Source organism: Martelella sp. AMO21009 (assembly GCF_053484295.1).
In genome coordinates this window covers 245,826-270,801 of record NZ_JBAKFR010000003.1, presented here as the reverse complement: position 1 = coordinate 270,801, position 24,976 = coordinate 245,826, and the positions used below count along the sequence as shown (strand labels likewise).

The window sequence follows — 24,976 nt, the reverse complement described above, 5'->3', positions numbered from 1 at the left end:
TGCCTCAGGGCGCGCGACTGCATCCGCCCTTCAGTATTCCCCTGTTCTTGTCAGCGAGTGTGAGCAAAGCACGGGGATAAAGCAAGGCAGTTTACCGCAGGCGCCCGAAAATCGCGGCCGGCCGCCCGCCTCAGTCCAGCGTGGTGTTGAAGCGGGTAACCGCCACGGTGATGGCGACAAGGGCGATGGCGGCGAGCATGGCGCTGTCGAAGCCGAGTATGGTGATGTCGGCGCCCTTCAGCATGATCGCACGCACGATCCGCAGATAGTGCGTCAGAGGCAGGCATTCGCCGAGATACTGCGCCCATTTCGGCATGCCGTCGAAGGGGAACATGAAGCCCGACAGAAGAATGCTTGGCAGGAAGAACATCATCGACATCTGCACCGCCTGAAGCTGGTTCTTCGCGATCGTGGAGAAGGTGTAGCCGATCGAGAGGTTGGTGACGACGAAGAGCAGGGTCAAGAGCGCCAGCGACCACGGATCGCCGAGGATCGGCACGTCGAAGATGAACAGACCCGAGATGATGATCAGCGCCGCCTGGAACGCGCCGACGACGACATAGGGCATGATCTTGCCCATCATGATCTCGATTGGCCGGATCGGCATGGCAAGCAGGTTTTCCATCGTGCCGCGCTCGATCTCGCGGGTGACGGCGAGCGCTGTGAAGATCAGCAGCGTCATCGTCAGGATGGTGCCGAGCAGGCCCGGCACTATGTTGAGCGTCGACTTGCCGGCGGGATTGTAGCGGCGGTGCTGGACGATGGTGTAGGGCGGGTCCTGCGGCGCGTCGATGCGGATATGCCGGAGGCCCGCAAGCGAAGTGTTGATGACGCCCGACAGCGCGCCGAGCGCGGATGACGCGGCGACCGGGTCGGTGGCGTCCGCCGCGACCAGCAGCGATGGCGACAGGCCTCGGCGCAGATCGCGCTCGAAATTCGGCGGGATTTCCACCACGAACAGCACCTCGCCGGATTCCAGCATCCGGTCCATCGCATCGGGCGTGGTCGCCACGCCGGTGATATCGAAGAAGTCGGTATTCCGCAGCGCGGCCAGAATGGCGCGTGAGGCATCGGTGCTCTCGCCCATCATCACCGCTGTCGGCAGATGGTGCGGCGTCGTATTGATGGCGAAGCCGAACAGCAGAAGCTGCATGATCGGCAGCGTGACCATCATGCCCATGGTCAGTCGATCACGGGTCATCTGGATGAATTCCTTGATCGTCATCGCCCAGAAACGCCTGAGCGGCGCGAAGCCTTGTCTGCGCTCAGCCGTCATCGAAATTGTCCTTCGATGAACCCATGAGATAGATGAACGCATCTTCCAGCGTCGTCTCGCCCGGCTTGCAATGCGTGTCCGGCCGGTCGCGATAGGGCTGCAGCGCCCGCTCCAGCGCATCGCGGTCGCGGCCGCAGACATGGAGCGAGGCGCCGAACGGGGCGACCAGGTCGACGCCGTCGGCCTGTTCCAGCTCCGCCTGAAGCTCATGCACATCGGCGCCGGTGATCAGATAGCTCTTGAGGTTTGCCGAGGCGACCACCTCGTCCACCGTGCCCGTCACCATCAGCTTGCCATAGGCCATATAGGCGATCTCGTGGCAGCGCTCGGCCTCGTCCATGTAGTGGGTCGAGACCAGCACCGACAGGCCATCGGCGGCCAGCGCGTGGATTTCGGTCCAGAACTCGCGCCGCGCCTTGGGGTCGACCCCGGCGGTCGGCTCGTCGAGCAGCAGCAGGTCGGGGTCGGGCAACGTGCAGGCGCCAAGCGCGAGCCGCTGTTTCCAGCCGCCGGAAAGATTGCCGGCGAGTTGCTTCTCGCGCCCGCCGAGCCCGAGCCGCTCGATCGCGTCGGAGACCCGCTTCCTCGGATTGTCGAGCCCGTGGATACGGGCGACGAAATCGAGGTTCTCGCGGATGGTGAGGTCCTGGTAGAGCGAGAACCGCTGGGTCATGTAGCCGACATGCCGCCGCAATCGTTCGCCGTCGCGGGTGATGTCGTAGCCAAGGCAGGTGCCCGAGCCGCTGTCGGGCGTCAACAGGCCGCAGAGCATGCGAATGGTCGTGGTCTTGCCGGAGCCGTTCGGGCCCAGAAAGCCGTGGATCGCGCCCTTCTTCACGCTCATCGTCAGATGATCGACCACGGTGCGGCCGCTGAAGCTCTTGGTGAGGTTCTCGACCGAGATGACGTTTTCTGCGGCGTTCATGACCGACCTTCCAGCGTGACTTCCACAGGCAGGCCGACCGGCAGCGTTACAGGATCGGTCGGGCGGGCCCTGGCCCGGTAGACCATCTTCGCGCGCTCCTCCCGCGAGAAGATTTCCGGCGGCGTGTATTCGGCGTCCTCGGCGATAAAGCTGACGGTTGCTTCCCCAGTCTTGCAGCCGTCGCAGGTGAAGCTGATCCGGTCGCCGGTCGCGATCGCCGCGCGGCTCTGCTCCGGCACGAAGAATTCGATGTTGACGTTTTCCGGCGGCAGCAGTGAAACAACCGGCCGCCCGGCGGGCGTTACCTCGCCGACGCGGTAATAGACCTGCTGGACCTTGCCGCTGGCCGGCGATGCGACGGTCTTCAGCGCAAGCGTGGCCCTGGCATTGGCGAGATCGCCTTCAGCCGCAGCGACCTGCTGTTCGGCCTCAGCAATCTGCTGGTCGCGTTGCGGCAATTTGCCGAGCGCGATCTGGGCGTTGATCTTGTCGAGCGCCGCCTTGGCCTTTGCATAGTTGCTGACCGCGTCATCGAGATCGGCTTCGGTGCCGCTTTGCTGCTTCACCAGCGCCTCAGCGCGGGTGAGGGCCTTCTGGGCGTAGTCGAAGGTAGCTTCCGCTTCGGCGCGCGAGGCTTCGAGCGCTTCAAGCTCCTGCTCCCGGTCCATCGGCGCCCTCGCCAGAGACAGCGCCGCCCTGGCCTTTTCCAGATTGGCCCTTGCGGTTTCCACGGCGGCCTTTTCGCTGTCGGCTTGCAGCGTGAACAGGGTCTGGCCCGCCTCCGCCTGATCGCCTTCGGAAACGGTGAGTTCGGTCAGCCGCGCGGTCGAGATGGCGCCGACATAGACCATGTCCGCCTCCACCCAGCCGAGCCAGCCCTGATGGGCGTCCGGGCGGAAAAACACAAAGCCGGCGGTCGTCGCAAGCGCGAGCGCAACCAGGATGAGGGCGAGCTTTTTCATGGCGTTTCCCTTTCCGGTGATAGGAACAGGCTGTCGAGGCTCACTTCGAAGGCGGCGCGCCGGTCGAATGCGCCGAAGGGGGAAAACAGCATCCCCCAGATCGCCGATATCAGGATCGGCGCCACCACCATCTGCGGCACCTGAAGCACTTTGGCGGAGCGCAACTCGCCGCGATCATGCGCGATCGTGAGGAGCTTGTGAACCAGTTGCATGCCGGGGCGGATCAGATTGGCGTGGTAATAGGCGGCGACGTCGGGAAAGTTCGGCATTTCGGTGATCATCAGCCGCAACAGGTCGGCGCGTTGCGTATCCAGAACCTCGGATTCGACGAGTTCATAAAAGGCCGAGAGGGCCTTGCGCGGAGACTGCGGCGCGGCTTCCAGGATGCCGGCGCCGTGCGCGATCAGCGGCGCGAGATTGTCGCCGATCAGCGATTTGAACAGGCTCTCCTTGTCGGGAAAGTAGAGATAGAGCGTGCCCTTGCCGACCCCTGCGGCCTTGGCAATGTCTTCCATCCGGGCGCTGGCGAAACCCTTTGCAGCAAAGGTTGCGAGCGCGGCGTCGAGGATAACCCGCCGCCGTTCCTCCTGGCTTGTGCGCCGCGCAGTGCCCTCATGATCGGTCATATTTCGTCTCCTGGGTATGACTGACCAGTCAGTCATACCATCGCGTCATCACGAATTCAATGCCGAAAGATTGTGATGTGCATCAGAACTCGGTCGTGAGCAGGCGGGTCATCGAAATGGAAGGGTAGCAGCTTCGGATGATCGTGCCCCGACGCCGATCGGCTTTCTTCGGGTCAACGTCGCCCAGCCCGGTGCGGGCGGAACCGCGAACAGGGCAGCAAGCCTTGCAAGCCGGTGCAAAAGGGGCTAGGCCCCAACGGTATCGATTGAGGCCCTGCGGGTGCGCTTTGCAGGAGCGTCGACAAGCAAGAAAATTCTAGCAGGAAATACCCCCATGGATCGCCGTACATTCTTCAAGAAGGCGGGTGTCGCTTCGGCCGGCGCCCTTGCCCCGGCAGCGCTCGCCGCTCCCGCAATCGCCCAGGAAAACCCGAAGCTGAGCTGGCGTCTGTCGTCGGCCTTCCCGAAATCGCTCGACATTCTCTATTCCGGCGCGACCGGCATTTCCGAGCGCGTCAGCGCGGCAACCGACGGGAATTTTGAAATCCAGGTCTATGCCGGCGGCGAGATCGTTCCCCCGCTGCAGGTGCTGGACGCCGTGCGCGACGGCACGATCGAAATGTGCCACACCCCGTCCTATTACTATATCGGCCAGGACATGACCTATGGTCTCGGCACGGCGGTGCCCTTCGGCATGAACGCGCGCCTGAAGAATGCCTGGCTCTATCAGGGCGGCGGCAACGAACTGTTTAATGACTTCTTCGCCGAAAAAGGCGTGTGGGGCCATCCGGCGGGCAATACCGGCGCGCAGATGGGCGGCTGGTTCTCCAAGGAGATCAATTCGGTCGAGGACCTCAAGGGCCTCAAGATGCGCATTGCCGGCCTCGCGGGCCAGGTCATGGCCAAGCTTGGCGTGACCCCGCAGCAGATCGCCGCCGGCGACGTCTATTCGGCGCTCGAGCGCGGCACGATCGATGCCAGCGAATTCGTCGGCCCCTATGATGATCTGGCGCTCGGCCTCGTCAAGGTCGCGAAATACTACTATTACCCTGCATGGTGGGAAGGCGGCCCGGTCATTCACGCCTTCTCCAATCTCGACAAGTTCAACGAACTTCCGGCAAACTACCAGCAGATCCTGACGGATGCCTGCGACGCGGTGAACCTCGACATGCTCGCCCGCTATGACGCCGGCAACCCGAAGGCGCTGCGCCAGCTCGTCGCCGATGGCGCCGTGCTGAAGCCGTTCAGCGAAGAGATTCTCGACGCCTGCTACACGGCCTCGCAGGAAACCTTCGCGGAGATTTCCGCCGAGAATGAGTGGTTCAAGACCATTTACGACAGCCAGCAGGAGTTCAAGAAGGACGCCTATCTCTGGATGCAGCTCGCCGAATTCTCGTTCGACAAGTACATGATGGTCCAGCAGCGCAAGGGCAATCTCTAAAGATTGTCGGATCTGGAGACCCAATTCCGAACGGCCCGGGAGCAATCCCGGGCCGTTTTGCATGCGATTGACGATGCATGGCTGAGGTCGTAAGTCCTTTGTCGCAGTGCAAAAAAGAAAGGTCTTGGGAACAGTGACGGATCGGATTGTAATTGTCGGCGGCGGCCAGGGCGGGTTCGCGGTTGCCGCGAAATTGCGGGCGCTGAAGGATGAACGGGACATCACGATCGTCGGCGCCGAACAGGTCCCGCCCTATCAACGACCGCCGCTTTCCAAGAAATACCTCCTCGGCGAGATGAGTTTCGAGCGGCTGCTTTTCCGTCCCGAAAGCTGGTACGGCGAAAATGCGATCGAGCTGCGGCTCGCAAGCTTCGTGGAGCGTATAGACCGCGACGCCAGGCGGGTGGTGCTGCAGGATGGCTCGGCCATCGAATACGGCACGCTGGTGCTGGCAACCGGAGCGACGCCGCGGGTGCTGCCGAAGGCGATCGGCGGCGATCTCGACGGCGTCTATGTGATGCGCGACAAGCGCGATGCCGACCGGCTTGCCGAAGCGATGCGGCCCGGAGCCAGGCTTCTGGTCGTCGGCGGCGGCTATGTTGGGCTTGAGGCTGCGGCCGTCGCCCGCAAATTCGATGTCGATGTCACCGTGATCGAAATGGCGGACCGGATATTGAAGCGGGTGGCCGCGCCCGAAACCGCCGATATCATGCGCGCCGTCCATCAGGCGCATGGGGTGCATATTCGCGAAAATTGCGGCCTTACCCGCCTTGAGGGCGACGACGGCCATGTCGTTCGCGCGGTGCTTGCGGATGGAACCACGCTGGATGTCGACATGGTCGTCGTCGGCATCGGCGTTGCGCCGAACGATCAACTGGCGAAGGATGCCGGTCTTGCTGTCGGAAACGGGATTGCGGTGGATGAATTCGGACGGACCTCTGACCCGGCAATCTTCGCCGTCGGCGATTGCACCGAACTACCCTACAAGGGCGGCCGCATCCGGCTCGAATCCGTTCCCAACGCCGTCGATCAGGGCGACGCGGTGGCCGCCGTAATCGCTGGGGGCGACGAGCCTTACGTGCCGGAACCCTGGTTCTGGTCCGATCAGTACGATGTCAAGCTGCAGATTGCAGGCTATAGTGGCGGCTATGACCATACTGTAGTGCGTCAGGGCGCACGGGAGGGGGCGGCGTCGGTCTGGTACTTCCGCGGCGACACGCTTCTGGCGGTCGATGCCGTCAATGATGCGAGGGCCTATGTCTGTGCCAAGAAACTGCTGGCGGCCGGCAGCAATCCGTCCCCGGACGTCATCGCCGACCCCGCGACCGACCTGAAGGCGCTTGCCGCGCAGTGACCGGTTTCAGGCCGACCGGCGGGACCCAGTCATATAACGTATTTGTAATTGCTGAAATCATGTGCAAAGTAAAAATTAGTGGTTCGTAAAATGCAACCCGTTAACAATAACAATGGGATGCTTTCACGATAGAGCAGGGGAACGGGGAATTGTCTTTACGGGTAAGAGGCGGACCGAGAGCGCGCACGACCTTGAGTGACGTCGCTCGTATTGCCGGCGTAAGTCCGATCACGGTGTCGCGGGCGCTCAGGGAGCCGCACAAGGTCAGCGACAAGCTGCGCGAGCAGATACTCGAAGTCATCGAGGATATCGGCTACGTGCCCAACTTTGCGGCGCGCGCGCTGGCGAGCCGCCACAGCGGAACGGTCGCCGTTCTGGCGCCGATCCTGGAAATGAGCGGATTTTTCCATGCCGCCCACGGGATCGAGGACAGGTTCCATTCGAGCGACGTCACCACGCAGTTCGCCAATATTGGGCTTGATGCCGCCGAGGAAGCCAAGCTGATCAACCTGTTCGTCGCGCAGAATCCGGCGGGCATCATCCTCGAAAGCGTTGCCGAATTTCCGGTCAACAAGCCGCTGATCACCGAGCTCGGCTGCCCGGTCGTGCAGATGATGGATACCAGCATCACGCCGCTGGACATGGGGGTCGGGATTCGCAATCGCGCGGCCGCGAAGGCGGCGGTCGAGCACCTTCTTTCCAAGGGCTATCGCAGGATCGCCCTTCTTGGCGGCGGCAAGGATATCCGCTCGCGCCGCCGGTTCGAGGGCTATCAGGATGCGCTGGCCGAGGCCGGGCTCTACGATCCCGACTATGTTTTCGAGGCGAGCGGCAGCAGTCCGCTGGAGCAGGGCATGAAGCTCGTTTTCGATCTCGGCAAGCGCCTGCCGCAGATCGACGCGGTGTTCTGCCACAATGACCGGCTGGCGCTCGGCGTCTATTTCGGCGCACAGCAGATCGGCCTCAAGGTGCCGGAGGATCTCGGCATCTGCGGCTACAACGGCGTCGACTTCGCAGATGTGGAAGAGTCGCCGCTGACTTCCGTCTACGTGCCCCTCTACGATATGGGTTACAAGGCCGCCGAGATGATCATGCGCTATCTGAGCGAGGGCGAGCGCCCGAAGAAGGCGGTTGAACTGCCGTTCGAGATCATCGAGGGCGCTTCGACGCGGCGATAGAGCGCCAGCATTTCTCGGGAGCTAGCTCGCCGCCTTGGCGACATGCAGGCCGCATTCGCGCTTGGCGTCGTTTTCCCACCACCACCGTCCGGCGCGCTCCGGTTCGCCCGGCTTGATCGCGCGCGTGCACGGCTCGCAGCCGATGGAAGGGTAGCCGCGGGCGTGAAGCGGATTGACCGGGATGGCCCGTCGCTCGACATGGGCGCGGATATCTTCAAGGCTCCAGTCGGCGAGCGGATTCACCTTGATGAGGCCGCGGGCGGCGTCCGCCTCGGCATAGGGCGTGGTCGCGCGGTTGCCGGACTGGCCACGGCGCAGGCCGGTGATCCAGTAGGCCGCGCCATCCAGGGCCCGGGCCAGCGGCTCGAGCTTCCTCACCTGACAGCAGGCGTGGCGGGCCTCGACGCTTTCGTAAAATCCGTTGCGGCCATAATTCTTGACATAGTCGTCGACCGCGGTGGCCTCGGGGTGGAAGCGCTCGATGCGGGTGTTGTAGCGCGTTTCCGTTTCTGTGATCAGCGCCTCGGTTTCGGGAAAAAGCCGGCCGGTATCGAGCGTGATGATCCGGATATCGAGGCCGCCGGTTGCTATCGCCTCGGTGATCACCTGGTCTTCGATGCCGAGGCTGGTCGTGAAGACCGCCGGTCTGCCGGTTTCAGCGATCAACCGCAGCCGTCCGGTCAGGTCGAACCCGCCAAGAGTCTTGTCCAATTCCGTTACTGTATCGCTGTTTGTCATGAAACTTGCCTCTTCGAAATACTTGCCTATTCAAAATTTCGCATAGTTTGACGACTATAAGGAAGGCCTTCAAGGTACCTGTTTGCCGAAATGCGAGCCGGCTGAATAAAAGCTTTGCCTATGAGCCGGCCTTGTAGAAAGCCAGCACTTTTCCGTGGTCAGACGCCGCCCTTTTCGTCATAGCGGCGGGTTTCCTCACGCATTTCGCCGATCGATGCGCGGTCCTGTTCATCGACCTCGCGGTTGCGGGCGCGCTGGAACTTGATGGCGTCGGCGAGATAGGCGCGTGACAGGCCGTGATAGAGCGGCTCGCGCGAGATCAGCCGCGAGGCGATATAGCCCAGCATCGAGGTCGCCATCAAGGTGATGATGCCGTCGTGATTGTCGGTCATTTCCAGGATGATGACGAAGGCCGTCATCGGCGATTGCACCACGCCCGCGAAATAGCCGGCCATGCCGAGGATCGCGCCAAGCCCGATGCTGACGCCGAGCACATCGGCAATGGTGGAGCCGAACGCCGCGCCCACCGACAGCGACGGCGCGAACAGGCCGCCCGGAATGCCGGACGCCATCGACAGGAAGGTGGCGGCAAGCTTGCCGATGAAGAACACGGGACTGATCGAGCCTCCCTCGATCACGGTCCGCGCCTGTTCGTAGCCCGTGCCGAAGGTTGCGCCGCCAAAGACGATGCCGATGACCGCCACGGCAAGGCCGCAGGCGCCGGCGAACAACGCCATGCGCTTGATTGGCGCCGCCTGCGCCCAGCGCTTGATCCGCCGGGCGGCCTTCAGCGAGTAAAGCGAGAACAGCGCGCCCAGAAGGCCGCCGCCAATGCCGCAAACGAATACGGCGACCCATTCCTCGGGCTTGACGGCGATGGCGGAGGCGTGGCCGAAATAGGTATAATTGCCGGCGAGCCCGATCGCGGCGAGGCCGGACAGGATGATGGCCGAGACCACCAGCCCGTTGGCGCGCGATTCATAGGCGCGGCTCATCTCCTCGATGGCGAAGACGATGCCGGCGAGCGGCGTGTTGAACGCCGCCGAAATGCCGGCGGCCGAGCCCGCGACAATCAGGCCCCGGGTCTGGATCATCTTTCCCCAGCGCGCCGTCTGGATCATGATCGAGGCGCCGACCTGCGCGGTCGGTCCCTCGCGTCCGATCGAGGCGCCGCAGAACAGGCCGATGATCGTGATCAGCACCTTGCCGGTGGCGACCCTGAGATTGAGCAGCCTGTGCTGGCTTTCGACGTCATGCAGATGGCGCGCGGCGATCGCCTGCGGAATGCCGGAGCCCTGCGTGTTCGGGAACCAGCGCGTTGAAAGATAGGAGCACAGCATGAAGCCGAGCGGGGTTAGCACCAGCGGCAGAAACGGCGACCATGCACTCGACTGCCGCATCGTCTCGAACAAGTGATAGGCATGGTCGGAAGCGCGCGCGAACCCGACGCTCACCACCCCGATCATCACCGCGCCGATCCAGAACACCAGCCGCGGCTGCCAGATCCGCCATGATCCCCACATCACCCGTGTGCGGCGGACCATTTTGACGTTCTTGTAATAGGGGCGCATGGCTCGGCTTTCGCGGCAATGTCAGTGTTTCGGCAGTCCGCGGCCCGGCGGCGTGATGCATCAGGATACGGGGTGAAGCTGCCCCGTTATCCTCTTGGCCTTGAAGGATTTCAAGGCTCTTTGCGGCAAAAAGAATTGATCATTCGCACTTTATGTTACTGAGCGCCCGAAGCGTGATCGGGCTTCGCTCGGCCCGGCGGATTGCGGGGAAACATGGGGCGTTGCCGCGCGACCTTCATTGCGCGACCGGCAGTCGTCCAGTCTGCGGCGCCCTGATGAGCGAAGGAACAGTTGCTTATCAAATCCTTCCTCACTATCGTCTCGATAATTCATGTATTTTTGGAAGGGGATGTCCAATGACGATTCTTGAGCAGCAGGAGCTGAATGCCGACAAGGCGAGGGGACGCTGGGGATGGGTGCTGGCCTTCGGCGTGCTGCTGATCGTGCTGAGCCTTATACTGCTCGGCAATCTGGTGGTCGCCACCGTGGCGTCGGTCGTGTTCTTCGGGGCGATGCTGATCGTCGCCGGCGTTATCCACCTGTCGCAGCTTTTCTACAATCGGCGGACAGGCCATGTCGCCTTCTGGCTGATCTCCGGCCTGCTTTACGTGCTGGCCGGCATTTTCGTGATGCGCAACCCGATGCTCGCCTCCGGCGTATTCACCATCATGGTCGGCATCTCGCTCGCGATTGCCGGCGGTTTCCGCATCTATCTCGGCATGACCATGCGTCCCATCAAAGGCTGGGGCTGGATGATCTTCTCGGGCCTGGTGCTGATTCTCGCCGCGGTGCTGATCGCCTCCAACTTCCCGCAGAACAGCCTGTGGCTGCTTGGCCTGTTCGTGGCCGCCGACTTCCTGGTCTACGGCTTTTCCCTGGTGGTGTTCGCGCTGGCGCTGAAGCCGCGCAAGGAAGCGTGATGGCTTCTGACGGCAGCATGCGCCACGTCGCGCTCGGCGGTTTCGGCGGGCCCGATGTGATGTCGATCGCAACCGGTCCGCGCCCGACGCCGGGGCCTGGCGAGGTGCTGGTCAAGGTTGCGGCTGCGGGCGTCAATCGCCCGGACGTCGCCCAGCGGCAGGGTAATTATCCCCCGCCGCCGGGCGCAAGTCCCATTCTCGGGCTTGAGGTCGCGGGAACGGTGGCGGCGCTTGGCGAAGGCGTGACCGGGTTTGCGGTCGGCGACCGGGTCTGCGGGCTTGCCAATGGCGGCGGCTATGCCGAATTCTGCATTCTGTCGGAAGGCCAGGTTCTGCCCGCGCCGGACGGCATGGACGATGTCAGCGCGGCCGCGCTTCCCGAGACCTTCTTCACCGTCTGGGCGAACCTGTTCATGATGGCCGGGCTTGAGAAGGGCAAAAGCGTCCTGATCCATGGCGGCACCAGCGGGATCGGCACGACGGCGATCCAGCTCGCGAAGGCCTTCGGAGCGTCGACGATCTTCACCACCGCCGGCTCTGCCGAAAAATGCGCCGCGGCGGAGCGGCTCGGCGCCGATGTCGCGATCAATTACCGCGAGCAGGATTTCTCCGAGGTCATCAAGGAAAAGACCGGCGGTGTCGACATCATCCTCGACATGATCGGCGGGGCCTATTTCCAGCGCAATCTTTCGGCGCTTTCCAGGGATGGCTGCCTTTCTATCATCGCCTTTCTCGGCGGCCCCAAGGTGGAAAACGCCAACCTCATGCCGATCATGCTCAAACGCCTCAGGGTTACGGGATCGACCATGCGGCCGCGCACTGATGCGGAGAAACGCGAGATCCGCGATGAATTGCAGGAAAAGGTCTGGCCGCTCATTGCAGCGGGCAAGGTCAAGCCGGTCATCGACCGGGTGTTCGCCTTCGAGGATGTCGTGGAAGCCCATCGCCGCATGGAGGGTGGCGACCACATCGGCAAGATTGTTCTTACATTCGATTGACGGGATAAAAACATGACCAATCCGGTTCTGGTGGAAGTCACCCGCGGCGATGTCGTTGAGAGCCGCCATCGCGGCATGATCGCGGTGGTCGATGGCGCGGGAACCGTCGCCTATTCGGCGGGCGATATCGAGGCGGCGGTGTTCCCGCGCTCGGCCTGCAAGGCGATCCAGGCGCTGCCCTTCGTCGAAAGCGGTGCGGCGGATGCCTTCGGTTTCGGCGACAAGGAAATCGCGTTTTCGGCCTCGTCCCATTCGGGGGAGGATGGCCATGCCGAACTGGCGCGCCAGATGCTCGCAAAGGCCGGGCGTAGCGTCGACGATCTCGAATGCGGCGCGCATTGGTCGTTCCAGCAGCCGGTGCTGATCCATCAGGCGCGCACCCGCGACAGGCCGGATGCGCTCTGCAACAATTGTTCGGGCAAGCATTCCGGCTTCATCTGCGCCTGCGCGCATCAGGGCATCGACCCGAAAGGCTACTCCGGCTACGACCACCCGCTGCAGGCCGAAATCCGGGCGGCTATGGAGGATGTCACCGGCGCGCCGGTGGGCCGCGATCTCTGCGGTATCGACGGCTGCAATATCCCGACCTATGCGGTGCCGCTGAAGGCGCTGGCGCAAGGCTTCGCGAAGCTTGCGACCGGGGAGGGGCTGTCGCCCGTCCGTGCGAAGGCGGGAAACCGCATTTTATCGGCCTGCATGGCCGAGCCGTGGTATGTTGCCGGCACCAGGCGCGCCTGCACCGAACTGATGTCGCTTTCGCCCGGGAAAATTTTCGCCAAGACCGGGGCGGAAGGCGTGTTCTGCGCGGCGCTGCCGGAAAAAGGCCTCGGCATTGCGCTCAAATGCGAGGACGGGACGACGCGCGCCGCCGAAGCGATGGTGGCCGCCGTGCTCGCGCGCTTCGTCGATGACGATGCGACCGCGGCGAAGCTTTCGGACATGGCCGCGACGACGCTGAAGAACTGGAACGGAACCGAGGTCGGCGCGGTTCGCGCCGTTCTGCCGGCTTAGCCTAGTCGACTGGCGCGAGGCCTAGTCGACTGGCGCGAGCAGCCGTTTGCGCAACGCGTTCAACTCGGAAAGCAGCGACTGCGCCTGATCGAGACTGCATCCGGTCTTCAGCGCGATCGACGCGGCGACATTTCTGGCCTTGCCACGCGCGGTGCGACCTTTCTCGGTCAGCGCCACCTCGACGCGCCGTTCATCGTCGCGTCCGCGCTTGCGCACGATGTAGCCGGCGGCCTCGAGCCTTTTCAGAAGCGGCGACAATGTCCCGGAATCGAGCCCCAACCGTTTTCCCAACTCGTTGACGGTTACGAGCCTGCCTTCCCACAGCACCATCATCGCGAGATATTGCGGATAGGTCAGGCCGAGTTCCGCAAGCAGCGGCTTGTAGGCGCGCTGGAAGGCGTGCTCGGTCGCATAGACGGCAAAACAGAGTTGGTTTTCGAGATTGAGCAGCGGTTCTCGGGCGTCGTTTTCAAGGTGTTCCATGCCAAGAATATAGCGGGGAAGCGAGGCATTTGTAAATATATATTGTGCACAATATAATTGTGCTATATATAAAACTCATGCGATGAACGCGGAACCGAAACCCGCGTTCGCGCGTCGTTTCGACAGGTTCCACTGAATGCGCCATCGGCGCGAAGGAGAACGAAGATGATCAAGGCACTGTACACCACCAAGGCCACCTCCACCGGCGGCCGCGAAGGCACCGCCCGCACCGAGGATGGCTCGTTCGAGGTCAAGCTCACGCCGCCGAAGGAAATGGGCGGCCCGGGCGGCGAGGGGACCAATCCCGAGCAGCTTTTCGCCGCCGGCTATTCCGCCTGCTTCACCTCCGCGCTGTTCAACGTGGCCGGTAAGAAAAAGGTCAAGCTCCCCTCCGAAACGCGGGTGACCGCAACCGTCGGCGTCGGCCCGCGCGATGATGGCGAGGGCTTCGGCATCGAGGTTTCGCTCTCGGTCGCCATTCCCGGCATGGATCGCGCGGAGGCCGAGGAACTGGTTCATGCAGCCCACATCGTCTGCCCCTACAGCCATGCGCTGCGGGTCAATTACGAAGTGCCGGTTTCGGTCACGGAATAGGCCGGGACCGCTGTCGGCGCTGGAACCTTTCCGCATTTCACGGAGACGCGGAAAGGCTCTATCTCTTTGTTTTTACGCAATTCCGGACGGTGAACCGGTGTCCACTTCACCTGGAATTACTATAGCATGAAAAAAGCCGCGGCGGGCTGCCGCGGCTTACGTGTTTCATGCCAACGCCGAAATTCAGAAATCGCGTTCCAGACGCAGCCAGCCGAACCAGTTCTGCTGGTTCCAGTCATCATCGAGGAAGGCGTAGTTGAGGTTGGCGCGGACGTGGAAATTGTCGACCACTTGCCAGTCCGCCGTCGCGCCGGCTTCCCAGAAGGCCTTGTCGTTGCTGGCGACATTATACTGGGTCTGCGGCGCCAGAATCAGGTTTTCCGTGACGTTGAAATAGTAGTTGGCGGCCACCGCGTATTTCATGTAGGTGCCGGCGATTGGTGAATCGTTCCAGTTATCGGCGGTGAAGTCCGGCGCGTAGGAAATGAAGCCGCTTTCGTAAAGACCGGCGATTTCAAATGTGCCGGGGCCGATGCCGATGCCTGCCCAGGGACGGATGGCGTAGTTTTCGCTGTCGGTGTCATAGGCGACATCGAGCTTGATGTAGTTCGAGTCAGACGGCGCCCAGGCAATGCGGCCCGACAGGCCGAGCTTCGGGTCGTCGCTATTGTCCTTGGTGAGCGCATCGAGTTCGAGCGCGATCTGGAAACCGTCCGAGGGGAAGTAGCCGAGACGCACCGCATTGTAGCGGCTGACATTGTCGATATTGTCGAGTTCGCCCCACAAATCCTCGTTCCAGAAACCCTTGATGTACCCTGCCCGGAACTGAACGGCGTCGCCAATGTCGATATAGGCCTGGTCGAACTTGAAGTCGTCCCCTGACCCGTTGGAATAATAGTAGAACTCGGGTGTCATCACCGAGGTCAGCGTGCCGAGTTCGGTGTCGGTCTTGGCGGTAAACTGGAGATTGGCCTTGACGTAGGGGTACCAGTCGCTGTCATCGGCGGAGCCGGTCTGGATGCCGCCGAACTTGGTCTCGAAGCGGACATAGCCGTCGATGCTGAGGCAGGTCTCGGTGCCCGGAATGTAGAAATAGCCCTTGCCGAATGCGTCGCAGACTTCGACATAATTGGCGGGCGCCGGCTCGATCGCCATCACGGGATCCGCGGCCCGGGCCCCGGTGGCGGAAAGCGCCAGCAGCGAAGCGGAGCCGATAAGCAATACGTTGATCTTCATGAACGGAATCTCCAACAATTGGAACGTAATGTGAATGCAGGTCGCCACGACGCACTCGTTGTTATTCGATCAACCGATTATTGGCGATTGCGTGCCCCACTATACGTTTACGAATTGTTAAGGCAACTGCCGAGCAAGGAGACTTCACACGGTTGACGCGCATTCGTCCCGGTTTCGCCTCGACTGTGTTGATTGCGCAACTTTTTGAGGCCGGTTGCTTTACAAGCGATAGCGATATCAAGCGGAAACTTTAAAAAAATATATATAAAACAGTAATTTATTCGTCATCCTGCGCCGTTGCCCAATGGCGGCGCCCGAGACGGACGGGGCTGCCCGCGGCGCAAGCAGGCATTCGCCGCATCGCCGGACAGCAGCGGTTCGGAAGATCGGCCGTTCAAAGCTGACCGGATTTGCAACCGGGAAATTCGTATCGATCACGCTTGCCCCGCGCCCCGGATTGGAGTATCAGCGCTGATGTCATTGGGGCCGTAGCTCAGCTGGGAGAGCGCTGCAATCGCACTGCAGAGGTCGGCGGTTCGATCCCGCTCGGCTCCACCAATTTTCCCCGCGATTACGAAAATTCTCCGCTCAGTTCTTGTCGTCCGGCAGGATCGGCAGTGGCATGATCTCGATGCCTTCCTCCAGAAGGCCGCGTACCTCGTCGGCATTGGCTTCGCCGATAATGCCGCGTTCCTCGCTCTCGCCGTAATGGATCTTACGGGCTTCGTCCGGGAAGCGTTCGCCGACGTCCTCGGCATTGGCGCGAATTTCGGCGACGGCCTTGCGCAGCTTGTCCATCGCCTCGCGCTGGGCCTTGTCGACCAGGGCGGCCTTGCGGCTTTCCTGCTTGCGGGCGGTGGTGACCTGCGGCACCATCAGGCTTTTGGAAACCTTGGCCGAATTGCAGACGGGACAGGTCAGGAAGCCGCTTTCGACTTGCTTGTCGAAATCGGCGCTGCCGGCAAACCAGCCATCGAAATCATGGCCGTTGTCACAACGGAGGGAATAGTGGATCACGGCTTTCAGACTTCCGCAAGAGCCCGCGCTTCTTCCAGGGCGAAGGCGCGGATATTCTTCAGGTTCGGCACCTTGCCGCGCGCCGCCGTCACGGCGTCGGTGTCGATCTCGGCAATGATTGCGGCCTCGCCCTCGTCGCCCGCCTCGGCGATGATCTTGCCCCAGGGGTCAACGATCATCGAATGGCCGAAGGTCTCGCGGCCGTCCTCGTGGGTGCCGGCCTGGGCTGCCGAAATCATGTAGGCGCCGTTTTCGATCGCCCGGGCGCGCTGCAGCACATGCCAGTGAGCCAGACCAGTCTGCTTCGTGAAGGCGGCGGGCGCGGTCAGAACCTCCGCGCCGGCAAGCCCGTAGGCGTTGTAGAGATCGGGGAAACGCACATCGTAGCAGATGCCGAGCCCGATGGCGGCGAAGGGCAGGCGGGCAAGTACGGCCTTTTCGCCGGGGCGGTAGACCGCGCTCTCGCGCCAGCTCTCGCCATTGTCGAGATCGACATCGAACATGTGGATCTTGTCGTAGCGGGCCAGAATCTCGCCCTTGGGGGAGAACAGCAGCGCGCGGTTGGCGATCATGCCATCATCCACAGCGATCGCGGTGGAGCCGATATGGAGGTGAATGCCGTGTTCGCGGGCAAGCTCCGCTGCTGTCTTGACGATGATATCGTCCGCCTCCGGCTTCAGCACCGCCATCAGACCCTTGCGGCTTTTCTGCACCGCGCCGGTCATTTCAGGCGTCTGGATATAGGTCGCGCCATGGCCGGCGGCCTCGCGCACGAGCCGGGCAAGCGTTTCGGCGTTCTTTTCGGGATCGGTGCCCGAGCGCATCTGCAGGGCGGCGGCCTTGAAGCGGGTCATCGTGTTTTCCTATGCGGCAAGCAGCGGATCGAGCTGGCCCGCCGCGTCCAGAGCGTAAAGATCGTCGCAGCCGCCGATATGGCGATCGCCGATGAATATCTGCGGGAAGGTGGACCGGCCGCCGGCGCGGTCGATCATCTTGGCGCGGACGTCCGGCGTTTCGGTGGCGTTGTATTCGGTGTAGGCAACACCCTTCTTGTCCAGCAGCGACTTGGCGCGGGCGCAGAAACCACAGAAATCGCGCGTATAGATGTCGATATTGGCCATGTTCGCTCGTGCCTCCTTGTTTCAGCCTGTCCGGTATAACCGGCTGGCCTTCATATAGTTTCATCAAGCACGCGTGCAAAGGTCAAAATGCTGACATCGGCGGCGCCCTTGCGCTTCAGGAGACGCGCCGCGGCCGAAACCGTGGCGCCTGTGGTATAGACGTCGTCGACCAGCAGGATGCGCCGGCCGAACACCAGATCCTCGCTATGCGGGGCAAGCACGAAGGCACCGCGCACGTTGTCCTCGCGGGCGGACCGCGTGAGGCCCACTTGCTGGATGGTGCGCTTCTTTCGCCGGATGAGCCCCGGCAGGAAAGGCTTGCGGGAAAGGCGGGCGAGATGGCGGGCGAGCTCCGCCGACTGGTTGAAGCGGCGCGCCATCATCCGTGTCGGGTGCAGCGGCACGGCGGTGATGCCGTCGCATTCCTTGACCATGCCGTCTTCGGCGCGGAGCATCCAGTTTGCCATCATCACCGCCAGATGGGTGTTGTCGCGATATTTCAGCGCGTGGACCAGGTTGCGCACCGTGCCGGAATAAAACGCCGCCGAGCGCAGCCGATCGAATTCCGGCGGATGGGCAAGCGCCTCGGCGCTCAGGATGCCTTCGCCGAGATCGTGGGAAAACGGCGTCCCGAGCACCGCGCAGAAGGGCCGCTCGATAAAGCGGATATCGCTCCAGCAGGTCATGCACAGCGCGCGATGCGAGCCGGTATTGCGCCCGCAGGCGGCGCAGACCGGGGGATAGATCAGATTGCCGAGTTGATTGAGCGCGCCGAGCGCGATCGCCTCGGAGCGGGCGGCAAGGTTTTTCAGAAGCGAGGGTTCGGGCGCGTCCATGTCCTTGACAGTACCGCGTTTCCGGGTGCATTTCGAGGCCGATTTGCGGGAAAGGATATTCAGCCATGGAACAGGTTTTCGATACCGCCCGCGTGGCGAGAAACCGGCTGCGCGCTTTCCGGAAAGGCCAGAAGGGAGCGGATTTCCTGCTTAATATCGTGGCCGAGGAACTGGCGGACCGGCTGGCCGTGGTCGAACGCCGTTTCGACAAGGCGGCGGAACTGCATGGCGTCACCGGCGTTGTGGCCGAAGCCGCCCGCGCCTCCGGCAAGGTTGGCGCGATGACGCGCATCGAAACCGATGCGGATTTCGCGGGCGAGGGAGAGGGGTTTTCGCTTGCGCCGCTCGAGCTGCCGGGGCTGGACGACCAGTCGCTGAACCTCGTGCTGTCGCCGTTGGCCGCGCATCTCATCAACGACCTGCCGGGCTATTTCATCCAGATCCGCCGGGCTCTGAAGCCGGACGGTCTTTTCCTGGCGGCCATTCCCGGCAGCGGCACGCTTGCCGAACTGCGCGAGTGTCTGCTCGCGGCTGAAATCGAGCTCTATGGCGGCGCGAGCCCGCGGGTGATTCCGTTTGCCGATGTCCGCGATATCGGCGGCCTGCTCCAGCGCGCCGGTTTCACCCTCCCGGTGGTCGACCAGGAAACCTATACGGTGCGCTACGACACGCTGTTTTCATTGATGGCCGATTTGCGTGCGATGGGTATGGCCAACCCGCTTCTCGGCCGTTCCAACAAACCGGTCAGCCGCCGGTTCTTCCTGCGCGCCGCCGAGCTCTATGCCGAACGCTACGCCGACCCCGACGGCCGCATCCGGGCCAGTTTCTCGGTGATCTACGTTTCCGGATGGAGTCCGCATGAAAGCCAGCAGAAACCGCTGAAGCCGGGCTCTGCAAAAATGCGGCTTGCCGACGCACTGAACACCGAAGAGATCAAGCTGAAGCGGTGAAGCCGCCTCGGCGTCATCAAACAGGATTGAAGCCGCCCTAACAAGGATAGGTTTGTAAGCAGTCGTGGCTCCGGCAGCGGCCTTTGCGGAAACTGCAGCGGTTGTGGCCCGATCCTATGCCGCCAGCGCGCGGGCCACGGCCTTGCGGATATCCGGCAGCGCGAACGGTTTGGAAACCACGTCGACGATCTTTTCCATCAGGTCATCGGCGCGTTCGCGCTGTTCGGCAAAGCCGGTCATCAGCAGGATCTTGGTGCGCGGGTGATCGCTCGCCGTGGCGTGCGCCAGCGCGATGCCGTCCATGATCGGCATGCGGACGTCGGAGAGGAGGAGGTCATAGTGGCTTTCACTCAGAAGTTCGAGCCCCTCGGCGCCATCGCAGGCTTCCACGGTCTCATGGCCGTCGAGCCTTAAAGCCCGGGCGACAAACATACGCAGCGATGCCTCGTCTTCGGTGATCAGAATCCTCGCCATGGCGCTATCCAGTTCTCTCTGTCTTTCAAAACCCGTCTTGCAAGCCTGTTGTTCCAGGCTTTGTTGCAATGGAGATGACCAGAACTTTCCTAGCGAGAGGTAAACATCGAAATGTGGCGGTTTATGTAGTTAACAAGCTGTTCGGACTGTATTTATGCTTGATTAAGCATCCCCGGTCACCACGCCGACGAAGGGAAGCTCGCGGAAGGCATAGGCCACGTCCATGCCGTAGCCGACAACGAACTTGTCCGGGCAGTGGAAGCCGGCATAATCGGCGTCGAGCGCTTCCTCGCGCTTGTTCTGCTTGTCGAGAAGAACCGCCACCGAGACATTGGCGGCGCCCCGCTCCAGCATCAGCTCACGGGCGAAACGCAGCGTGCGGCCCGATTCGAGAATGTCGTCAATCAGCAGGACGTCGCGGCCCTCGACCTCGCTGTCGATATCCTTGACCATCCGCACGGACTTGCCGACGGTGCCGGTGCCGTAGCTCGACAGCGTCATGAATTCCACTTCCGGCGCGAGGCCGACCTTGTGCAGCGCGCGGATCAGATCGGCGGCGAATACGAAGGAGCCCTTCAGGATCGCGATCACGAGAAGGTCCTGCGAGGGACCGCTGGCGATCTCGCGGGCAAGCTCCTCATTGCGCGCGGCAATCTCCTCGGGCGAAAACAGGACTTCGATCTTTTTGCCGCGGACGACATGCATGGCGCGCTCCCTTGCCTCCAGCGCCGGGCCTTGAGGGCCGGAAACGCCGTATACGTTTGAAGATGGCTGGTTTTACTGGGTTTGGCCGGGCTGGGCAATCGCGGGGCCGGGCGCAACCGCGCCGTGAGGGCAAAACGCCGTGGATATCCGCCAAAATCGCATAACTTGCGGCCTGTTCACGACCTGTTATTCATAATCGCGGATAATGGAAGGGATCGAACGACGAGGACAGTATCAGGGCATGGCACTGATTCAGTTTGAAAATGTTGGCCTGCGCTATGGAATGGGCCCGGAAGTCCTGCGCGACTTGACTTTCGACATTCCAAGGAACTCCTTCCAGTTCCTGACCGGCCCTTCCGGCGCGGGCAAGACGACGCTGCTCAGACTGATGCTGATGGCGCTGCAGCCGACGCGCGGCCTGATCCGCCTGTTCGGCCGCGACGTCGCCGTCATCCCGCACAAGGAACTGCCGATGCTGCGCCGCCGCGTGGGCATCGTGTTTCAGGATTTCAGGCTGCTCGACCATATGACCACCTACGAGAACGTCGCGCTGCCGCTGAGGGTGCGCGGCAAGGATGAGGTCTCCTACCGCAACGACGTGATCGAACTCCTGAAATGGGTCGGGCTCGGCGAACGGCTCCATGCCCGCCCGCCGGTGCTTTCCGGCGGCGAGAAGCAGCGCGTGGCAATCGCCCGCGCGCTGATCGACCAGCCGGAAGTGCTGCTCGCCGACGAACCGACGGGCAATGTCGATCCGCCGATGGCGCGGCGCATCCTGAGCCTGCTGGTGGAGCTCAACCGGCTGGGCACCGCCGTTGTCATCGCCACTCATGATATCGCGCTGATGGACCGCTATAACGCGCGCCGGATGATCCTTTCGGAAGGAAGGCTCGATATTCATGACTAGGCCGCCCCGCTCGCTTCGCGATCCCCGCATCGAGGAAAGAGAACGCGCCGAACGGCGCCTTGCCGAACAGCGCGCGGAGGAAGAGCGCCTGCTCGAGGCGCGGCGTCTGGAGGAGATACGCCAGCAGCAGGAGGAGGCCGCGCGCCGCCAGGCGGAGCAACAGCGCCAGCTTGCCCAGCGCCGCGCCGAGGCGCTGGAGGAGCGCCGCGCGAAGGAGCGCGAGGCGGCGCGACGACAAGAGGCCCAGCGGATAGAAGCGCAGCGGGCCGAAGAGGCCCGACAGGCGGCGCAGGCGCGGCAGAGGCCAACAAGCCCGCCGCCGACCTTCCGGTCGCGGGCCAATCCGGTGCCGCAGGGGCAGGAAACGCCGGTCGCGCGGCGCGCCGAGCAGCCTCGTCCGGGTGCGGCTCCATCCCCGGAACCCACCGCGAAGGCGCGGATCCCGCGTCCGGCCCCTGGCTCCAAGTCCGGCCCCAAGTCTGGCGTCAAGCTCGGCGGCAAGACCCGCTTTCGGCCCGCGCGCCAGGCGCCGCGCAAGCCGACGCCGATCGTGCCGCCTTCCAATGTCCAGACGCGGGCGCTGATGGCCGTGGTGACGATCATGGCGTTTCTGGCCTGCCTGACGCTCGGCGCGGTCTCCATGGTGCGCGCGACCGCTGAAAGCTGGCAGGGTGGCATCTCCCGCGAGGTCACGATCCAGATCAAGCCGCGCGAGGGCCGCGACATGAACCAGGCGTTGCTGAACGCGCGCGATGTGGCGCTGCAATTCGTCGGAACGCTGGATGGACGTGTTGTCGATGAGGCGGCGACGGAGCGGCTGCTGGAACCGTGGCTTGGCTCCGGGCTTGATTTCGACATGCTGCCCGTGCCGCGGCTGGTGATCGTGACCATCGACGAAAACAATCCGCCCGATTTCGCGGCCATGGCCGCGGCGCTGCAAAAGGCGGTGCCCGGCGCATCGCTTGATGATCACCGCGCCTGGGTGAGCCGGTTGTCGGCAATGGCGGATGCGACCACCACGATTGGCGTGTCGATCATGGCGCTGGTGTTTTCCGCCATGGTGCTGACGGTGGTGTTTGCCACGCGCGGCGCGCTCGCCGGCAGCCGTGATATCGTCGAGGTGCTGCATTTCGTCGGCGCGGAGGCCTCGTTCGTCGCCCGTCAGTTCCAGCGCCATTTCCTCAATGTCGCGCTCAAGGGCGCGTTCCTCGGCGGCGCGCTGGCCTGCCTGTTCTTCGTGCTGGCGCGGTTCTGGCAGCGACGCTATCTCGCGACCCCCGGCGCGGACCAGACAACGGCGCTGTTCGGCACGATCTCGATAGGCTGGGGGGCTTATTTCGGCATCCTGCTCACCATCGTCGCGATCGCCGGTCTGACGGCGCTGACGACGCGGCTGACGGTGATCCGCACAATTCGCGAAATCGACATCGTGCGCTCCGATCCGGAGCGGACCGATACGGTCTGATTTTTCGGAATCCTGCCGCCGATCCGCCGCCTGAATTTCAACTCTATTTCCTGTGTTGTATAGGTTGGCGGGTCAGCCGTCTGATTCGGACGGTTTCACAAGCATTCAGATGGTGACCCCGCGAACCGGGCGCAAAACTGGAAATGGATCGGGCATGGCGGAAAGGGCGCGCAAGCCGCACGACAAAGGCGGCAGCGAACACGGGGCGCGGCGGCGTTCTGCCGCCGGCCGTCTCGCGCGCCTTGTCGGCTTCCTGCTCATTTTGATCGTGCTGGTGTTCGGCGGCGGATTTGTGGTGTTCTGCTACAATATCCTGACAGCCAGGCCGCCGCAGATCTACGAGACCGATGCGATTGTGGTGCTCACCGGCGGATCGCGCCGGATCGAGGAGGCGTTCGCTCTATTGGAGGCCGGCGCGGGCGAGCGGTTGCTGATTTCCGGCGTCAATCCCTCGACCACCCCCGAGAGCATTCTCAACGTGATTGGCGGCGACAGCCAGCTTTTCGAATGCTGCGTCGATGTCGGTTACGAGGCGCTGGATACCTACGGCAACGCAGTGGAGACCCGCAAATGGATCGAGGAGCACGACTATAGCCGCATCCTCGTCGTCACCAGCGCCTATCACCTGCCGCGCGGACTGTTTGAACTCAGGCATATCGATCCGGATACCGTGTTTGTCGGTTATCCGGTGCCATTCAGTGAGCAGGATGCTTCGTGGCGAAAAAGCCTTCGCTATCTGAGGATTGTCGGCTCCGAATACATGAAATTTCTTGGCGCCCATCTGCGCGCCGAAACCGGGCTTTCGGCGCTTGCGCCGGCCGGGGAGGAGAACTGATGGGCATGATCCGCTCCGCCGCGTTTAACATCGCCTTCTATCTCGGCACCGCGGTGCTGATGATCGTGCAGTCGCCCTATTATTTCCTGGCGTCGCGCAAGAACGCCTATCGGGTGGTGGTGCAGGGCTGGGGTCGCTTCGTCAACGCGCAGATGCGGATCTGGGCGGGTGCGACGTTTACCATCGAGGGGCTGGAAATCCTGCCGGACGGGCCGTGCATCATCGCCCCCAAGCATCAGTCCGCATGGGATACGATCATGCTTTTGCCATGGATCCCGGATTCGGTGTTCATGCTCAAGCGCGAACTGATCCAGATGCCGCTGTTTGGCTGGTATCTCAAGAAGCAGCGCCAGATCGCCGTCGACCGGGCACAGACCGGCCGCGCCATGGCAGATGCGATCGCGCGCACCAAGGCGGAGGTCGAGACCGGGCGCCAACTCGTGATCTTTCCGGAGGGAACGCGCCGACCGCCGGGGGCGGCGGCCGATTACAAACGCGGCATCCAGCGGCTCTACCGCGATCTCGGCGTGCCGGTCATCCCGGTGGTCATGCACCCGGGACTGTTCTGGCCGCGCGGCAGTTTCCGTCGCCAGGGGGGACATTTCAAGGTCCGCATCCTGCCGGCGATTGCGCCCGGAAAGGAGCCGCGGCAGTTTTTCGACGAACTTGTCGCGACCATGGAGCGCGAGAGCGATCGCCTGCTGATCGAAACCGTCGACGCCAATCCGCATCTCGACCTGCCGGAGGTCACCCGCAAGCGCGTTGCCGAGCTGAGGGCGTCTGCCGGAGCTTAGAGCGCGTCTCGCCGCACCGGGCGCGGCTGTTCGTTCTTCAGGAGGCCCGCGATCGTTTCCAGCGCTGCGTCATTGATCTGCATCTCGCGCAGATGGTCTACGGTGTTCAGGAGGTAATCGCGATTGGGGCCCGACTGGCCGTGGCCGCCCCGCACCAGTTCGGCAGCGTGATCAAGATCGAGCTTGCCGGCATATTGCTCATGTGCATGGTCGACGACATAGGTGATCGCGGGCACGTTTTCGCCCGATGACAGCCGAACGGGCAGCACCAGTTCGCGGTAAACGCGGGTGACCAGTTCGCGACCGCGCAGATAGGCAAGGATTTCTTCCTCGTCCTTGACCCTGGCTGCGAGCGCCACGCCCTCGCAGAAACCGCCGCGATCGAGCCCGAGCACGAGGCCCGGCTGGTGCGCCGTGCCGCGGTGGACGTGGGAATAGACGCAGAGGCTGCGGTGGTAGCCTGCAAGCCGGGCGGGCATGCGTCGATGGGTCGCAAAACCCGGATTCCACATCAGCGAGCCGTAGCCAAATATCCAGAATTCGTCCATATGCTATTGCC

27 protein-coding genes and 1 tRNA gene are annotated in these 24,976 nt (G+C 62.9%); 13 read left to right on the top strand and 15 right to left on the bottom strand.

Annotated features, from left to right (window positions below; all coding sequences use genetic code 11):
* Window positions 1-130: 130 nt before the first annotated feature.
* Genes V6766_RS05530 through V6766_RS05515 form a run of 4 tightly spaced genes read right to left on the bottom strand, consistent with a single transcriptional unit; the run spans window position 131 to window position 3,789 of the window.
* Window positions 131-1,276: an ABC transporter permease gene (locus tag V6766_RS05530; protein WP_448464390.1), complete on the bottom strand. Its 1,146-nt coding sequence runs from the start codon at window positions 1,274-1,276 to the stop codon at window positions 131-133.
* Window positions 1,266-2,201, bottom strand: coding sequence for an ABC transporter ATP-binding protein (locus V6766_RS05525; protein WP_448464388.1), 936 nt, complete (start codon window positions 2,199-2,201; stop codon window positions 1,266-1,268). Before V6766_RS05525 ends, V6766_RS05530 begins: the two co-directional genes overlap by 11 nt.
* Window positions 2,198-3,163, bottom strand: a complete 966-nt coding sequence (locus tag V6766_RS05520; protein WP_448464386.1) for an HlyD family secretion protein — start codon at window positions 3,161-3,163, stop codon at window positions 2,198-2,200. Before V6766_RS05520 ends, V6766_RS05525 begins: the two co-directional genes overlap by 4 nt.
* On the bottom strand, window positions 3,160-3,789 hold the full coding sequence (locus tag V6766_RS05515) for a TetR/AcrR family transcriptional regulator (protein WP_448464384.1): 630 nt from the start codon (window positions 3,787-3,789) through the stop codon (window positions 3,160-3,162). The genes V6766_RS05520 and V6766_RS05515 overlap by 4 nt, the downstream gene beginning before the upstream one ends.
* A 334-nt stretch (window positions 3,790-4,123) precedes the next feature.
* Here V6766_RS05515 and V6766_RS05510 point away from each other — a divergent pair, with 334 nt between their 5' ends.
* From V6766_RS05510 to V6766_RS05500, 3 genes are all read left to right on the top strand, one after another.
* Entirely contained in the window at window positions 4,124-5,230 is a 1,107-nt protein-coding gene (locus tag V6766_RS05510; protein WP_448464382.1) for a TRAP transporter substrate-binding protein, read from the top strand.
* Between the two features lie 133 nt (window positions 5,231-5,363).
* Entirely contained in the window at window positions 5,364-6,584 is a 1,221-nt protein-coding gene (locus V6766_RS05505) for an NAD(P)/FAD-dependent oxidoreductase (protein WP_448464611.1), read from the top strand.
* Window positions 6,585-6,775: 191 nt separating this feature from the next.
* A complete protein-coding gene (locus tag V6766_RS05500) occupies window positions 6,776-7,762 on the top strand; it encodes a LacI family DNA-binding transcriptional regulator (protein WP_230720701.1) in 987 nt (328 codons plus the stop codon).
* Between the two features lie 21 nt (window positions 7,763-7,783).
* On the opposite strand, the gene V6766_RS05495 is transcribed toward V6766_RS05500, so the two are convergent.
* Both V6766_RS05495 and V6766_RS05490 read right to left on the bottom strand, forming a co-directional pair.
* Complete coding sequence (locus V6766_RS05495; protein ID WP_448464379.1) at window positions 7,784-8,500, bottom strand: phosphoadenylyl-sulfate reductase; 717 nt, start codon at window positions 8,498-8,500, stop codon at window positions 7,784-7,786.
* Window positions 8,501-8,658: 158 nt separating this feature from the next.
* Window positions 8,659-10,071 carry a chloride channel protein gene (locus V6766_RS05490; protein ID WP_448464376.1) on the bottom strand — a complete coding sequence of 471 codons (1,413 nt, stop codon included), beginning with the start codon at window positions 10,069-10,071 and terminating at the stop codon, window positions 8,659-8,661.
* A gap of 356 nt (window positions 10,072-10,427) precedes the next feature.
* On the opposite strand from V6766_RS05490, the gene V6766_RS05485 reads away from it, so the two are divergent.
* The 3 genes from V6766_RS05485 to V6766_RS05475 are packed head-to-tail and all read left to right on the top strand — an operon-like array spanning window position 10,428 to window position 13,000.
* Window positions 10,428-10,991 carry an HdeD family acid-resistance protein gene (locus V6766_RS05485; protein ID WP_448464374.1) on the top strand — a complete coding sequence of 188 codons (564 nt, stop codon included), beginning with the start codon at window positions 10,428-10,430 and terminating at the stop codon, window positions 10,989-10,991.
* Window positions 10,991-11,989, top strand: a complete 999-nt coding sequence (locus V6766_RS05480) for an NAD(P)H-quinone oxidoreductase (RefSeq protein WP_448464372.1) — start codon at window positions 10,991-10,993, stop codon at window positions 11,987-11,989. Before V6766_RS05485 ends, V6766_RS05480 begins: the two co-directional genes overlap by 1 nt.
* A gap of 12 nt (window positions 11,990-12,001) precedes the next feature.
* Complete coding sequence (locus tag V6766_RS05475; RefSeq protein ID WP_448464370.1) at window positions 12,002-13,000, top strand: asparaginase; 999 nt, start codon at window positions 12,002-12,004, stop codon at window positions 12,998-13,000.
* A gap of 21 nt (window positions 13,001-13,021) precedes the next feature.
* On the opposite strand, the gene V6766_RS05470 is transcribed toward V6766_RS05475, so the two are convergent.
* Entirely contained in the window at window positions 13,022-13,483 is a 462-nt protein-coding gene (locus tag V6766_RS05470; RefSeq protein WP_448464368.1) for a MarR family winged helix-turn-helix transcriptional regulator, read from the bottom strand.
* A 168-nt stretch (window positions 13,484-13,651) separates the two neighbouring features.
* Here V6766_RS05470 and V6766_RS05465 point away from each other — a divergent pair, with 168 nt between their 5' ends.
* Window positions 13,652-14,077, top strand: a complete 426-nt coding sequence (locus V6766_RS05465; protein ID WP_448464609.1) for an organic hydroperoxide resistance protein — start codon at window positions 13,652-13,654, stop codon at window positions 14,075-14,077.
* 183 nt (window positions 14,078-14,260) lie between these two features.
* On the opposite strand, the gene V6766_RS05460 is transcribed toward V6766_RS05465, so the two are convergent.
* Window positions 14,261-15,313 carry a porin gene (locus V6766_RS05460; protein ID WP_448464366.1) on the bottom strand — a complete coding sequence of 351 codons (1,053 nt, stop codon included), beginning with the start codon at window positions 15,311-15,313 and terminating at the stop codon, window positions 14,261-14,263.
* Window positions 15,314-15,795: 482 nt separating this feature from the next.
* Between V6766_RS05460 and V6766_RS05455 the strand changes: the two genes are divergently transcribed.
* Window positions 15,796-15,871 (top strand) — tRNA-Ala (locus V6766_RS05455).
* A 30-nt stretch (window positions 15,872-15,901) separates the two neighbouring features.
* Here the strand turns inward: V6766_RS05455 and V6766_RS05450 are convergent.
* Genes V6766_RS05450 through V6766_RS05435 form a run of 4 tightly spaced genes read right to left on the bottom strand, consistent with a single transcriptional unit; the run spans window position 15,902 to window position 18,287 of the window.
* On the bottom strand, window positions 15,902-16,330 hold the full coding sequence (locus V6766_RS05450; RefSeq protein WP_448464364.1) for a DUF1178 family protein: 429 nt from the start codon (window positions 16,328-16,330) through the stop codon (window positions 15,902-15,904).
* Between the two features lie 5 nt (window positions 16,331-16,335).
* Window positions 16,336-17,184, bottom strand: a complete 849-nt coding sequence (locus V6766_RS05445; protein WP_448464361.1) for a carbon-nitrogen hydrolase family protein — start codon at window positions 17,182-17,184, stop codon at window positions 16,336-16,338.
* 9 nt (window positions 17,185-17,193) lie between these two features.
* Window positions 17,194-17,451, bottom strand: coding sequence for a glutaredoxin 3 (gene grxC, locus V6766_RS05440; protein WP_448431391.1), 258 nt, complete (start codon window positions 17,449-17,451; stop codon window positions 17,194-17,196).
* A 50-nt stretch (window positions 17,452-17,501) separates the two neighbouring features.
* Entirely contained in the window at window positions 17,502-18,287 is a 786-nt protein-coding gene (locus tag V6766_RS05435; protein WP_448464359.1) for a ComF family protein, read from the bottom strand.
* Window positions 18,288-18,352: 65 nt separating this feature from the next.
* Here V6766_RS05435 and V6766_RS05430 point away from each other — a divergent pair, with 65 nt between their 5' ends.
* Window positions 18,353-19,237, top strand: a complete 885-nt coding sequence (locus tag V6766_RS05430; protein WP_448464357.1) for a methyltransferase domain-containing protein — start codon at window positions 18,353-18,355, stop codon at window positions 19,235-19,237.
* A 114-nt stretch (window positions 19,238-19,351) separates the two neighbouring features.
* On the opposite strand, the gene V6766_RS05425 is transcribed toward V6766_RS05430, so the two are convergent.
* Both V6766_RS05425 and hpt read right to left on the bottom strand, forming a co-directional pair.
* The gene (locus V6766_RS05425) at window positions 19,352-19,711 is read right to left on the bottom strand and encodes a response regulator (RefSeq protein WP_448433098.1); all 360 of its coding nucleotides are present in this window, start codon (window positions 19,709-19,711) and stop codon (window positions 19,352-19,354) included.
* Between the two features lie 162 nt (window positions 19,712-19,873).
* On the bottom strand, window positions 19,874-20,416 hold the full coding sequence (gene hpt, locus V6766_RS05420) for a hypoxanthine phosphoribosyltransferase (protein WP_448433099.1): 543 nt from the start codon (window positions 20,414-20,416) through the stop codon (window positions 19,874-19,876).
* Between the two features lie 247 nt (window positions 20,417-20,663).
* On the opposite strand from hpt, the gene ftsE reads away from it, so the two are divergent.
* The 4 genes from ftsE to V6766_RS05400 all read left to right on the top strand — a co-directional run bounded on the left by ftsE (window position 20,664) and on the right by V6766_RS05400 (window position 24,417).
* Window positions 20,664-21,323, top strand: a complete 660-nt coding sequence (gene ftsE, locus V6766_RS05415) for a cell division ATP-binding protein FtsE (RefSeq protein WP_448433110.1) — start codon at window positions 20,664-20,666, stop codon at window positions 21,321-21,323.
* A 583-nt stretch (window positions 21,324-21,906) separates the two neighbouring features.
* Entirely contained in the window at window positions 21,907-22,788 is an 882-nt protein-coding gene (locus tag V6766_RS05410; RefSeq protein ID WP_448464607.1) for a cell division protein FtsX, read from the top strand.
* Between the two features lie 154 nt (window positions 22,789-22,942).
* Entirely contained in the window at window positions 22,943-23,623 is a 681-nt protein-coding gene (locus tag V6766_RS05405) for a YdcF family protein (protein ID WP_448464355.1), read from the top strand.
* Window positions 23,623-24,417, top strand: coding sequence for a lysophospholipid acyltransferase family protein (locus tag V6766_RS05400; protein ID WP_448464353.1), 795 nt, complete (start codon window positions 23,623-23,625; stop codon window positions 24,415-24,417). The genes V6766_RS05405 and V6766_RS05400 overlap by 1 nt, the downstream gene beginning before the upstream one ends.
* Here V6766_RS05400 and V6766_RS05395 read toward each other — a convergent pair.
* Entirely contained in the window at window positions 24,414-24,965 is a 552-nt protein-coding gene (locus V6766_RS05395; protein ID WP_448464351.1) for a gamma-glutamylcyclotransferase, read from the bottom strand. The genes V6766_RS05400 and V6766_RS05395 overlap by 4 nt on opposite strands.
* Between the last annotated feature and the right edge of the window lie 11 nt (window positions 24,966-24,976).